The sequence below is a fragment of the Metabacillus sp. KJ11-3 genome (assembly GCF_055808295.1).
In genome coordinates this window covers 619,667-632,764 of sequence record NZ_CM147865.1, presented here as the reverse complement: position 1 = coordinate 632,764, position 13,098 = coordinate 619,667, and the positions used below count along the sequence as shown (strand labels likewise).

The following is a 13,098-nucleotide window of genomic DNA, read 5'->3' as shown; positions in this document are numbered from 1 at the left end:
GTGAGCGGACTATTTACAATGCTACATATGATTTCTTACCACTGACCTCCTGGCTGAAAAAATGTTACGTAAAGTCTGAAAGTTGATCAAGATAATACCAAAAATAATCGTTACAGCTCCTAATCCAGTGACAATTGAGAAATGTTCATCATATAGGAAAACCCCTAAAGCCAATGCAATGATTGGTGATATATAAAGCCATGTTGATGGAAATACCGGGTTTGTTTTTGAAACGAGCCAATAGTATAAGCTATGTCCTATCATTGATCCCGCAATAATTAAATAGATAAGAGATCCAGCAGATTCTGGTTGAAAAAATGCGCTAATTTGAATATCTTCTATGAAACTTGCTAATACGAGTAATAGGACTCCGCCATACATCATTTGGACAGCGTTTAACGCAATGGGTGAAGCTTCTTTATATCTTTCTGTTACTTTTCTCGTGTAAATTGTACCTGCAGCATAAAAAACTTCTCCAATTAAAATGGCCACACAGCCAGCCAGCCAAAAAGTGCTCATATCCATTGAAAGAGTTTCTTGCACAAGCAATAAAACCCCTATTATCCCTATAGCACACCCGAACACAGAAGGTAATGTCGCTTTTTGCCTTAACAGAAAACTTTGAATAAAAATAATCATCATCGGCCCTGTAGCTGATAAAACCGCTGCTATTCCGGAGGTTACATATTGCTCAGCCCAATATAATGTTGAAAAAGTCCCAAAAGTCAAACCAATACCTGAGAAAAACAGTTCTTTTCGAAATAATAACTGAAATAGGCCCTTATTTCTCATAATCATAAAACTAAAGATAAAAAAACCAGCCAGAAAAAACCGGACTCCTCCCGAAAAAAACGGTGTTAAACCTGAATCAATGCCAATCTTAATGGCTAAAAAAGTTGTTCCAAAAATGAAGCACATAAAACAAAAATTAATAAAGATCATTTCATTCTCCTCCTCTGCTTCATCTTAATAGAAGAGAAATAGAACAGTTTATTTTAAATAGAACAGATAGGGATATAAAATGGTAAAATCTTAATATAAGGGAGGAAATGAATGTGGAAAAAACAAAGGATAAACAGGATTATTTATTTAAACAAGTATATGAGTATGTCTTAAACCACATTGAACGAAATGAATGGAAAAAGGATGATAAACTCCCTTCTGTCAGGAGTTTAGCAGATCAGCTGAATGTTCATCGCCTAACGGTCTTAAGGGCATATCAGCTACTGAAACAACATAATAAAGTCTATGTGAAGGATAAATCAGGATATTTCGTTAGATCAGAACAGTCGGTTGATCCTACTAATACCGAACTCCCAATTATTTCAGCCTATAATCAAAAAAATCACTTATCTGATATACATCAGCATCAAGTAAAATATAATTTTTCTCAAGCACTTATTGACCCCAACTTATTGCCAAATCAATTTCTATCAGATTATGTAAAAAAAGTATTTGATTTATACCCTAAAGTACTTGCAACATATTCCACTGTACAAGGTGACGAGGAACTAAGAGAGGTACTGTCTCTTTACTTTGGAAAGCAATATAAAACTCCGCTTCATAAGGATGATTTATTAATTACATCCGGTTCTCAGCAAGCGATTCACTTAATCTCTGAAACTTTTGTTAAACCTAGAGACACAGTTTTACTCGAAAGACCAAGCTATAGTGCAGCAATTGATGTATTCAAAGCTCGAGGGGCAAATATTGCAACCATTGATATTAGCCAGAATGGTTATGATTTAGATCAGGTTGAAAGGCAGATGAAACTTTTTAAGCCTCGCCTCTTTTATCTGAATCCTACCTTTCATAATCCAACTGGTATAACAATTCCTCCAGAGCAACGAAAACAACTGGTGGACTTAGCTGAAAAATATAAATGCCTACTCGTTGAAGATGATGCATACTATGATACTTACTTTGATCAATGTCCCCCACTACCAATATATACATATGATACAGCTGGTATCGTCATTTATGTTCGAAGCTTTTGTAAATATATCTCTCCGGGGTTGCGGGTTGCATCAATCATCTGTCAATCACAGGCTACAATGAAGTCTTTATTATCATCTAAATCGCTAACAGATAACGGTTCACCACTTTTAAACCAGAAAATTTTTCTGCACTATTTTTCTTCATTGCGACTACAACAACATTTAGAAAAATTAAGAATAGCTTTACAAATTCGCAAGGAAATCATGGAAGAAGAGTTGGCTGCAACGAATTGGAAATGGCAAAGCCCAGATGGTGGATTAAATTTATGGATTGAACTGCCTAATGGAGTTTCCACGCAGGAATTGTACACAAAGGCAATTGAAAACGACATTTCCTTTGTACCCGGAGCCGTTTGTGATCCATTACAAGAGTCAACATCATTTTTCCGGTTGAGTTATTCCTATGTAAATGAAAAACAGATTCGAGAAGGGATTAGAAGATTAGTGGGTCTAACAAAATGAAGTTAAATAAGAAACTAAAAGCGACAAAGGAACCCCATCAAAATCAAGAGGCCTTTTAAACAGAAAAGGCCTCTTTTTAGACGCATATCATCAAGTCAAAGAGATTAAAGAATCCTTATACCAAATCGGTTCGGAAGGTTTCGTTTCCACAATTAGATGTCCATCTCGAATTACATAGCGACAAGCAGGCTGTTTACTCAGCATATCAACGACATTATCAACCGGGAGTATAATCATGTTTGCCCTATTACCAACTTCAATCCCATAGTGATCCTTTATACCAAATGCTTTTGCTCCATTTTTCGTAATCATATTGACCATATCAACTCTTTCAGCCTCACCTGACATATGAGCTAAATGTGCTCCCATATGTGCTGCTTGTAGAATATTTCCGTTACCGAAAGGATAAAAGGGTGTTTGTATATCATCGTGGGCAATACATACATTTACATCCGCTTCATTTAATTCTTTTATTCTTGTAATTCCTCTTCCTTTAGGATATGAATCGAAACGTCCCTGCATCGTACAATTTATTAAAGGGCACGATACAACCGTAATATCTGCTTTTTTCACAAGTGAAATGACTTTAGCTGCATAGCTATCAGAATAGTAAGCCATCGCATTTGTATGGCTTACTGTCACTCTTTCTCCCATTCCTTTGCTTATCGCCAAATCTGCTATGACTTCTAAAAAACGTGAGTGCTCATCATCCACTTCATCTGAAAAAATGTGGACAAATGAACCATAATGTTCCGCAATTGCAAAACACTCTTGTATTGACTTAATACCATTTTCACGGGTATGTTCAAGATGAGGGACAGCACTAACCGCATCTGCTCCTAGATGAACAGCTTCAACCAAACGATCTTTATTCTTAGGAGATGAAATAATTCCTTCTTGTGGAAAGGCAATAATCTGGATATCAATTATATGTTGTAATTTTGCTCGAAGTGAAATGATTGCTTTTAGAGCTGTTAATTCAGAATCAGATATATCAACCGCTGCACGCACATAAAGAATACCGTGTTGAATTAGTAGTTTAATCGCTTTTTCTGCTCGTTCAAGCACATCCTCATAAGTCAGCTTAGCTTTACGCTCCTGCCACAGCTCGATTCCTTCCATTAATGTTCCTGATAGATTTTTTAAATCTTTTCCTGATGTTAGCACAGTATCTAAATGGGTATGCATTTCAACAAAAGGCGGGAGGGCAATTCCTCCACCTGCCTCCCACTCTACTTTTCCATGAATGACATCCTCTGTCATTCTTGCAATCTTTCCATTTTTAATACCAATATGAAACAGTGAACTTTGTTCTAGTAATCTTACATTCTTAATAACTGTTTCATATACCATCTTCTCTCCCTCCAACACCTACAGCTTTTTCTGATATAAGAAATTGAGTCTCTGATGTTGTTCCGCTCACCCATCTTCCCTTATGATAAACGAAACGAGATGGAGAAAGATTTGCAAATAATTGATACATGTCTCTCCCTTCTAAAAGTACAAAGCTCGCATTTACCTTTTCCTGCACACCATGATTTTTCAGTCCATAAATTCCTGCAGGGGTCTCCGTCATCATCTTCATCACATGCTGAAGTTCACTTTCACTTCCTAAATGAGCAGTATAGGCTGTTAATAGACCAATTTGTAGTAAATCACATCTTCCAAAAGGATGAAAGGGATCATTGACATTATCTGAGGCTGTTGCGATTTCAACCCCACCGTTTAGGAATTCCTTTACTCTCGTAATGCCTCTTCGTATAATTCCTCTATCTTGTCTTCCTTGCAGATACATATTTGCACCCGGTAATGTAACAGCTCCTATTTTAGTAGCAGCCATCTCCTCTATTATAGTTGCAGCTCGTTTTTCATCCATTGCTGATAATGAACATAGATGACCTGCAACCACTTTTCCTTGATAATTGTATTCCTTCGTTTTTTGTATGATATGTTCGATCGTACATATAGAAGGATCATCCTGTTCATCAACATGCAGGTCAATAAATTTACCGAATTTCTCTGCCAACTGAAAGATGAAATCAATGTCTTCCATTGAATTTGGGGATAAATGTGGTGCTCCACCAATTCCGTCCACCCCATAGGATACCGCTTCTTCTATCACTTCCATCTGCTTTGTAGGACGGGATGATAGATAAGAAAACATAGGTACAACTTGTATTGACATGATTGAACGTAACTCTTCCCTCACCTCTAAAACAGCCTGCAGGTGACTAAGTGCTAACTTTTCATTCATATCCAATTCAAAATTCACATGTGTTCTAATATGAGTTGTTCCATAAGATAAAGATTGAATCGCTGCTTTTCTTACTCTCGCTTTGATCTCATGTTCTGAAAAAGATGCTGCCTTTTCACTATAATTTCTTATCGCCTCCTGCAGGGTGCCAGACCTATTAGGTACAGAAGTTAATGAAAATGCCTTATCCAGATGTGTATGGATATCAATAAAAGAAGGAAGAAGAAATCTTCCCTCAACATCAATGGCATTTTGTTCAGTTACATCACTTATGCATAATTTCGATATTTTTGCACCATGTAGCAGACTAGCAGAATCAGTTTGCTTTTGAATTGTTTCGTAAACACCATTTTTAATCGTTATAGAAAATAATTGACCTATTGAATCCTGTGGTAAACGTACATTATACAGGTGTAATTCATCTTGGTTATCTCTCATGTTATTGCTCCAGGAATTCCGTTGTAAAGGCTTTTGTAACATCAACTTCATTTTTTATAATGCCTAATTTTAATAGCTCCTCCTGTAGCATGCCCCAACGCTCTTCTGACATATACCCAAATCCATGCTCTTCAGCGTCTCCGCCAAAGATTAGTTCTTCTTCTGCTTTCGCTCCATATTCCATTTTCTCTAATGTTAATTCAGGGTTCGCTTCCTTAATATATGGATTCACATCTGCCCAGTTATCTCGATAGAATTCCCAACCCTTAACAGTTGCATCCATAAACGCCTGCACAAGCTCCGGGTTTTCTTTTATTACTTTTTCTGTAGTAAAAATAATGTTTGCATACGTTTCAAATCCTGAATCATGAATAAAGAGATAATCATTATTAACTCCTTGCTCATCTAATGAATATGGCTCAGATGTTACATAACCTTGTGTAACAGCATTCTCATCTTCAATAAATGTTGCTAGAGAACCAGTATATGACATTTCCTTTACTTCAGTGAGATCATATGCGGATTTGATATATTCCCAATATCCGCTTCCCGGAGCTGTATAAACCGTTTTACCATCAAGATCTTCAAAATCAGCCACAGTTCCTTCATGAGTAATTAATACTTGAGGGCTTTTTTGAAAGATAGCTCCGATTGCTACAAGAGGGATTCCTTTGTCACGAGCAATTAATAGATCTTCCGCTTGAGTATATCCAAATTGAGCTTCACCTGATGCAACAATTTGGGTAGCTGAAACTTGGGGACCACCAGGCTCAATCGTCATCTCCAATCCTTCTTCCTTATAAAAACCTTGCTGTAATGCTGCGTAGTTTCCTCCATGCTCAGGTTGTGCAAACCAATTGGTTACGAGTTTTGCCTCACCTAATTCTTTGCTTTCACTTGCTTTCGCTTTCTCATCACTATCAGAATTAGTACTAGAACTAGAAGATTCTGTGCTGCCACAGGCTGCTAGAAGGAATAGAGACAAAATACTAATCAACACACCAATCTTAGCCATTACTTTCCTTTTCATCGTATAATAACCCCCTGCATAATCGGTTTAGTTTTGTTTTTTCATTTCTGATTCATGCCAAGACCCTAGTAACAGCTTTGAAATCAAGTTCACAATGAGGAAAAAGACGATACCCAAGATGGCAGCTGAAATCCCACAGGCAAAGAGATAAGCTGTCTCTAACCTGGAGGAGGCAACAGTAATGGCATAACCGATTCCGCCGGCACCGCCTCCAATACCGGCGATATATTCTCCAACAATTGCCCCAATAACTGCTAATGTACAAGATATCTTCAAACCGGCCATTATATAAGGTAATGCAGCTGGTATACGAACCTTCCACATTATTTGCCATTTAGAAGCTTGATAGAGTTTGAGCAAGTGTATCATTCCACTGTTAGTAGAATTCAGGCCAATTAATGTATTAGATAGCATGGGAAAAAATCCAATCGTAAATGCTATAATAACGATCGCATTCATACCTGAACCAAACCAAATGACAATGATCGGAGCAATCGCCACAATAGGAATGGTTTGTAATAGAATGGCATAGGGATATAAGCTTTTCTCCAATAACTTAGAACTTGCCATAATAATAGCTCCTAAAACACCACCTACTACACTAAACACAAACCCAACAACAGCTTCTGTAATCGTCGTTAAGACAGCTGTGCTTAGATTTTCCCAATTGCTCACTGCAGCTTGAACGATATCACTTGGCTTTGGTAATAAATAGGTAGGAATTTGAAGGATTTGTGCTCCAAATTGCCAAAAAGAGAGAAATAAAACAAATACAACGACTGGAGGTATAATATTATTTGGAATATTCAGTTTTTTATTCTTACTTTTCTTCATAGGTACACTAGAAACCTCTAGTTGAGTATGTTCCATGAAAATAACCTCCTTTTCTATTGAACTATTTCTTTATTACTTGGAATTTTCCCGGGATTCAATAAATTGAAAGGATCATTTTTCTTTTTCATTTTTTCTATTTCTTTCATTCTTAAATTATAACCTCCAAATCCCAGCAGATAAGTATGGGGATTATTAATTTGGACCCCTACACTTTCGAAATAGTCAATAATTTCATTCAACCTATCTTCTGATTGATAAATGAGCACCGGAAGAGAGGCGGGAGTAATCTCACCCTTAATCTTAATAAACTCAAAATGAAATTGTACTTCATAGCCATATTTCTTACGAATGGCATCCATTTGCTCAAATATCCTATTCTTATCAAATCTAGCTTGTAAATAGGTGATATTCTCACCATGTTTATGTGCCCATAATGTGGCATGGTTCCAAGTAAAATCAGAAAGTTTCAACCCTTTTTGGTAGTTTTCAACAGGTATTTTAAACGTTATTTCTCCATAATATTCTTTAGCAAGCTGCTCTAACTTCTCTTCTGCCCCTTCACCAATTTCCAACATAACGATCGATTTCCCCTCTTGAAGGAATTTCTTTAAACCTGGGAAATGGGACGGAATTGGCCATTCACAAACTGATACTAATCGTTTAATAATCGCTTCGTTATGTGCAAGGGCATCACTAAACTCAACAGCCTTTTGAAATTCATCAAATGAAACAATATGCTGAGCCCAATCAGTCTTCGGTTCAATAAATAAAGTCGCCTCTACAACAATGCCTGTTGTTCCGTAGTTATGGATATATGTCTCCATTTCCTCGCCGCTTACTGTTAGTAGTTGCGGCTCCTCTTCAATGGTCATAACAGTAATAGATTGTATATTACCATCCCATAAATTTCCCCATCTAATAGACCCAATACCTCCTGATCCTCCACATAAAAATCCTCCTACTGTCGCTTTCATATAGGTACTAGGATAAATTCTTAATTCCTTTCCTTGTTGTCGCAGGTTTTTTTCTAATACACCAAGCTTCACTCCTGCTTGAACATGTACAGTGGCTTCTCTTATCTCTAAGATATGATCAAGCTTTGTTACATCTAAAACAATCCCCCCTTCCATTGGTATGGCCTGACCGTAATTACCAGTTCCCGCTCCCCTAACTGTAATAGGAACACGATTCTTCACGGCAAAGGCAACAATCTTTTCTACTTCATCAATTGATTCCGGCTGGACGGCACAATCTGCTCGTTTATCTTTTAATTGTTGATAAAGTACTGGGGAATACCAATAATAGTCTTTTGATAATCGTTCTTTAACAGTTTCTGAGATTAATACCTTTTCTTCTCCTATAAATTCAATTAACTGTTCAATCCACATACGTTTTCCCTCCTTTTAAAACTTTAAGTCTTGTGATACTTTTGCTGCAATATCACTAAATTGATGTGATGTTCTAATGTCTTCATTCCGCGGAAATGGGAGGGGGACATCTACTACAGATTCAACTTTTCCAGGACTAGGTGTCATAACCGCAATTTTTGTTGATAAATACACAGCTTCAAACACATTATGAGTAATAAATAAGACTGTCATCTTTTCGGTCTCCCAAATTCTTAGGAGTTCTGATTGTAAGTTTTGCCTTGTAATCTCATCCAGGGCCCCGAATGGTTCGTCCATTAATAATAATTTCGGTTTTGACACAAGCGCCCTTGCAATTGAAACACGCATTTTCATTCCACCCGAAAGTTCTCGAGGTAGCGCATTTGTATATTCTGATAATCCAACCATTTTAAGGACATGGTGAGCTTTCTCAAGCTTTTCCTGCTTTGTTACATTTCTGAATTCTAAGGGAAGCATGACATTATCTAATATAGAACGCCATGGTAAGAGTGTAGGTTCTTGAAAAACAAATGATACATCTGTGCTTTGTTGTCTTGCTAATGTTGGAGTTGTCCCAAGGATCTCCAGTTTTCCTACAGAATGCTCAATAATCCCGGAAATCATATTAAATATTGTCGATTTCCCACAACCGGAAGGACCAACAAATGATATAAATTCCCCTTCCTCAATCTCTAAGCTAACGTTTTGAACAGCTGTTTTTCCATTTGGGTATACTTTGCTCACATTTTCCATAAAAACAACTGGACGTTCTCGATTATGTTGCTTTGGTTTTGTTAATGTAGGCATTTCCTGCTTCAACACCATCGCCTCCTCTACCGTTTCACCATTTTTTTGTTAACCTATCAATATCAAAGTTACGCATTTCTCTTAATGCTTCAGCAATGGATTCAGAAATATATCGATTAATCTCCATCCCTTTCTCTATGGTGGCTTGTGTTGCATCTCCTGCAACTCCTGTAATAGAGATATCATTGATCACCCAAGCAAAATAGCTGGTTCCTTTTAAATAAAGATGCTTTGTATCCTCTGGCAATGTTACAAACTCAGTAGGAGATTTATCAGGGTGTACCCAGTTAGTTTTAAAGTCCAATACCATAGAAGTCTCTACATCTCCCCCATGTATGCCAAATTTTTGTTCACGCTCAGTGATGAGGTCATTTGTTTTCGATGAACCAGGATTTAATCGGAACACCATCATTCCTGTCTCAATTCTAATTTCTCTCGAGATCATATTTAATAAATCATGATTTCCGCCATGTGTATTAAATAAGAGAAGTCTTTTAAATCCACTTGCATGAACACTTTTCGCTATATCCGTGACAACAGCTTGTAAGGTAGCAGCAGATAATGTCATCGTACCAGGCATGCCTAGGTGCTCCGTACTCTTTCCATACGGCAATGGTGGCAATACCCAAATATTATCTTCCTCATCCAGCAATTCTAATGCCTGATTTAACAACCCTTCTCCAATCAAAGTATCCGTGTAAATTGGTAAATGAGGGCCATGCTGTTCAATCGCTCCAATAGGTAATATGATCAGTGCATCTTCCTTACTCAATTCCTTCACTTCCTCTGTTGTTAAACGAGGGAGAAACCTCTTTTCAAATGCAATTCCCTTATACCTTTCATTCAGCACCGCCATCAACCTCTCAATTAGGATTTTACATTTAGGAAATCACTTTCTGATTCGTTTGTTAGTTTTTCTAACAAACACTTCACTGCATATATCCTAAATTCTATAAAAGACCTAGTTTACGTTAATAAATGTAACATCTGTCCTCATTTTATTATAAATTTCTCTAATAATCATTGACGTATCTATTAAAAAGAAGAAATCCTTTTGTTCGAATTAACTAAAAATTCAGACTTCTTGTTAGATTATATGACATTGAACATCGATATTTATTCATAATTGAATGCAGAACAAAAACAACAGCCTCTTCCTTAAAGAAAGAGGCTGTTGTTTTTTACACCATCACTTTACACATATCATTTGTAAATTCAACTGGATCCTGAATTGGTAAGCCTTCAATTAATAAGGCCTGATTATATAGAAGGTTCGTATATAATTTCACTTTTTCTTTATCCTGATCAAAGGCGTTTTTCAATGATTGGAATACTTCGTGATTGCTGTTAATCTCCAACACTTTCTCAGCTTTTACATTTTGATTATCAGGCATTGCACTTAGAACCTTTTCCATCTCAATTGTTACTTCACCAACAGTTGATAAGCATACCGGATGAGATTTTAATCGTTTTGAAAGCTTTACATCGGATACTTTTCCTGCCAATACTTCTTTCATTAAATCAAAGAGATCTTTATTTTCAGTTTGTTCCGTTTCTGTTTGCTTTTGATCTTCTTCTGATTCGATTCCCAAGTCACCACTTGAAACAGATTTAAATTCTTTCTCACTATATGTCATGAGCATTTTGATCGCGAATTCATCAATATCCTCTGTAAAGTAAAGAATTTCATAGCCTTTTTCAGACACCATCTCTGTTTGAGGAAGTTTTTCAATTCTTTCGATTGATTCACCTGTAGCATAATAAATATATTTTTGATCCTCAGGCATTCTTGAGACATAGTCATCTAGTGAAACAAGTTTTTCCTCTTTTGAAGAGTGGAACATTAATAAGTCCTGAAGTACTTCTTTATTACTTCCAAAGTCATTGTATACTCCGAATTTCAGCTGTCTTCCAAAGGATTTATAAAACTCCTCATATTTTTCACGGTCATTTTTCATGAGGCTTTTTAATTCATTTTTAATTTTTTTGCTTATGTTTTTCGCAATAAACTTTACTTGGCGATCCTGTTGCAAAATTTCCCTTGAAATATTTAGAGATAAATCCTCAGAGTCTACCATACCTTTTACAAAGCTGAAGTAATCAGGTAAAAGCTCTGCACATTTATTCATGATTAAGACACCATTTGAATAAAGCTCAAGCCCTTTTTCATATTCCTTTGAATAAAAGTCAAAAGGAGTTTGACCAGGAATATAAAGAATCGCATTATAACGGACTGTCCCATCAACGTTAATATGAATATGTTTAATTGGCTTGTCAAATCCATAGTGCTTTTCTTGATAGAATGACTCATAGTCTTCATCTGTTAATTCACTCTTATTTTTTCTCCAAATTGGCACCATGCTATTAATAACTTGCTCTTCCGTATACTCTTCTAATTCATCATCTGTTCCCTCTTTTGGACGTTGTCCTGATACATCCATTTTGATTGGATAACGAATAAAGTCAGAGTATTTTTTAATAATCGTTTTTAACGTATATTCTTCTAAAAATTCATCATAGCTTTCTTCTTCAGCATTTTCTTTGATTTTCAGAATAATCTCTGTGCCTACAGTCTCTTTTTCATACGGTTCGATTGTATAACCTTCTGCACCTTCAGATTCCCATTTATACGCTTCATCACTTCCAAGTGCTTTACTAATCACTGTAACAACATCTGCTACCATAAAAGCAGCATAAAAACCAACCCCGAATTGCCCGATAATATCGTGGCCATCCTTTGATTCGTTTTCCTTTTTAAATGCTAAAGAGCCGCTTTTTGCAATTACACCCAAATTGTTTTCCAGTTCATCTTTCGTCATCCCGATTCCAGTATCAGTAATCGTTAGTGTGCGATTTTCTTTATTAGCTGTAATTTTAATATAATAGCTATCTTTATTAAAAGTTAGTGAATCATCTGTTAATGCTTTGTAATAAATTTTATCGATCGCATCACTGGCATTTGAAATCAACTCCCTTAAAAATACCTCGCGTTGAGAGTAAATAGAGTTAATCATCATTTCTAAAAGTCGTTTGGATTCTGCTTTAAATTGTTTTTTTGCCAATTTAACCTCTCCTTTCAATATTTCATGAACTTCATCACATTTAGCACTCTAATCACCAGAGTGCTAACATATACATTTTAATATCATATCATACTTTTTCTGTCAATAATATGAAAGGAATAGGGCAAATTTTCGTACTAACTAAAGGATTCTACTTCTTCGATATGAGAATGGTTGTTTTTCTTCAATGACGAAGATGTCATCTTCATCATAACAAATCCGATAAAGCTAACTCCAAAGACAGGTATTAGCCCAGGAATAAGTGAAAATAAAAAATAGATAAGTAACATTGAAACAAATAAGAGGACAGTTTTGATTGGTCTTCCTATTACAAGAACAAAGGCATACTTATAATACTCTAGAAATTTCAAATTATAGTGCACAAAAATAGGAAATAGATAGAAAGTGATAAACATGTATAAAACAAGGAGTAAATAGAGTGCAATCGTTACTACTTGATGCATAAAAGTGGTGTCAACCTGATGTAAAACCCTCACGTCAAGTAAAAGAGCCGCCCCTATAATTGCCCAAACATATCCAAGTATATTACCTCTAAAAAACTCTGATTTATATGTTTTCCAGAAGAGATGAAAGATCCGTACTTCTTCTTCCGGTTCCATCGTTAATTTCCTTAAAACTGCAAAAAGGGCGACAGTTGCAGGAAAAATCCCTAATAAAAACGCGCCAACTAGTGAAAATATAAACCATAAACAGTTTAATAGAAACAAATTCAAACACCATTCTCCTAATTGAACATACTTAATTCCTAATGCTTTCATCTTCCTGCCCTCCATATAAAAAGCTATCGATTGATTATCAATAGCTT

General features: G+C 36.1%; 11 protein-coding genes. 1 reads left to right on the top strand and 10 read right to left on the bottom strand.

The features are described from left to right. Nucleotides 1–21 precede the first annotated feature (21 nt). On the bottom strand, nt 22–942 hold the full coding sequence (locus AC0L8O_RS03255) for a DMT family transporter (protein ID WP_473446578.1): 921 nt from the start codon (nt 940–942) through the stop codon (nt 22–24). 107 nt (nt 943–1,049) lie between these two features. Here AC0L8O_RS03255 and AC0L8O_RS03250 point away from each other — a divergent pair, with 107 nt between their 5' ends. Further along, nucleotides 1,050–2,459 carry an aminotransferase-like domain-containing protein gene (locus tag AC0L8O_RS03250; protein ID WP_473446577.1) on the top strand — a complete coding sequence of 470 codons (1,410 nt, stop codon included), beginning with the start codon at nt 1,050–1,052 and terminating at the stop codon, nt 2,457–2,459. Between the two features lie 90 nt (nt 2,460–2,549). Here AC0L8O_RS03250 and AC0L8O_RS03245 read toward each other — a convergent pair whose 3' ends face one another. From AC0L8O_RS03245 to AC0L8O_RS03205, 9 genes are all read right to left on the bottom strand, one after another. Continuing rightward, nucleotides 2,550–3,812 carry an amidohydrolase family protein gene (locus AC0L8O_RS03245; RefSeq protein WP_473446576.1) on the bottom strand — a complete coding sequence of 421 codons (1,263 nt, stop codon included), beginning with the start codon at nt 3,810–3,812 and terminating at the stop codon, nt 2,550–2,552. Then, the gene (locus tag AC0L8O_RS03240) at nt 3,802–5,151 is read right to left on the bottom strand and encodes an amidohydrolase family protein (protein WP_473446575.1); all 1,350 of its coding nucleotides are present in this window, start codon (nt 5,149–5,151) and stop codon (nt 3,802–3,804) included. The genes AC0L8O_RS03245 and AC0L8O_RS03240 overlap by 11 nt, the downstream gene beginning before the upstream one ends. Nucleotide 5,152: 1 nt before the next feature. Beyond that, on the bottom strand, nt 5,153–6,181 hold the full coding sequence (locus tag AC0L8O_RS03235; protein ID WP_473446574.1) for an ABC transporter substrate-binding protein: 1,029 nt from the start codon (nt 6,179–6,181) through the stop codon (nt 5,153–5,155). A 27-nt stretch (nt 6,182–6,208) separates the two neighbouring features. Next, complete coding sequence (locus tag AC0L8O_RS03230; protein ID WP_473448638.1) at nt 6,209–7,015, bottom strand: ABC transporter permease; 807 nt, start codon at nt 7,013–7,015, stop codon at nt 6,209–6,211. A 53-nt stretch (nt 7,016–7,068) separates the two neighbouring features. After that, nucleotides 7,069–8,403 carry an FAD-binding oxidoreductase gene (locus AC0L8O_RS03225; protein ID WP_473446573.1) on the bottom strand — a complete coding sequence of 445 codons (1,335 nt, stop codon included), beginning with the start codon at nt 8,401–8,403 and terminating at the stop codon, nt 7,069–7,071. Nucleotides 8,404–8,418: 15 nt separating this feature from the next. Further along, on the bottom strand, nt 8,419–9,210 hold the full coding sequence (locus AC0L8O_RS03220) for an ABC transporter ATP-binding protein (protein WP_473448636.1): 792 nt from the start codon (nt 9,208–9,210) through the stop codon (nt 8,419–8,421). A 34-nt stretch (nt 9,211–9,244) separates the two neighbouring features. After that, nucleotides 9,245–10,066, bottom strand: coding sequence for a creatininase family protein (locus AC0L8O_RS03215; protein ID WP_473446572.1), 822 nt, complete (start codon nt 10,064–10,066; stop codon nt 9,245–9,247). A gap of 325 nt (nt 10,067–10,391) precedes the next feature. After that, nucleotides 10,392–12,272, bottom strand: coding sequence for a molecular chaperone HtpG (htpG, locus tag AC0L8O_RS03210; protein ID WP_473446571.1), 1,881 nt, complete (start codon nt 12,270–12,272; stop codon nt 10,392–10,394). A 137-nt stretch (nt 12,273–12,409) separates the two neighbouring features. Next, nucleotides 12,410–13,051 (bottom strand): YesL family protein, encoded by a 642-nt coding sequence (locus tag AC0L8O_RS03205; RefSeq protein WP_473446570.1) that lies wholly within the window; start codon nt 13,049–13,051, stop codon nt 12,410–12,412. Nucleotides 13,052–13,098 lie beyond the last annotated feature (47 nt).

Coding starts and splice junctions, on each gene's coding strand:
- AC0L8O_RS03255 (WP_473446578.1), bottom strand. CDS start 942: ATGATCTTTATTAATTTTTGTTTTATGTGCTTCATTTTTGGAACAACT.
- AC0L8O_RS03250 (WP_473446577.1), top strand. CDS start 1,050: ATGAATGTGGAAAAAACAAAGGATAAACAGGATTATTTATTTAAACAA.
- AC0L8O_RS03245 (WP_473446576.1), bottom strand. CDS start 3,812: ATGGTATATGAAACAGTTATTAAGAATGTAAGATTACTAGAACAAAGT.
- AC0L8O_RS03240 (WP_473446575.1), bottom strand. CDS start 5,151: ATGAGAGATAACCAAGATGAATTACACCTGTATAATGTACGTTTACCA.
- AC0L8O_RS03235 (WP_473446574.1), bottom strand. CDS start 6,181: ATGAAAAGGAAAGTAATGGCTAAGATTGGTGTGTTGATTAGTATTTTG.
- AC0L8O_RS03230 (WP_473448638.1), bottom strand. CDS start 7,015: ATGAAGAAAAGTAAGAATAAAAAACTGAATATTCCAAATAATATTATA.
- AC0L8O_RS03225 (WP_473446573.1), bottom strand. CDS start 8,403: ATGTGGATTGAACAGTTAATTGAATTTATAGGAGAAGAAAAGGTATTA.
- AC0L8O_RS03220 (WP_473448636.1), bottom strand. CDS start 9,210: ATGCCTACATTAACAAAACCAAAGCAACATAATCGAGAACGTCCAGTT.
- AC0L8O_RS03215 (WP_473446572.1), bottom strand. CDS start 10,066: ATGGCGGTGCTGAATGAAAGGTATAAGGGAATTGCATTTGAAAAGAGG.
- AC0L8O_RS03205 (WP_473446570.1), bottom strand. CDS start 13,051: ATGAAAGCATTAGGAATTAAGTATGTTCAATTAGGAGAATGGTGTTTG.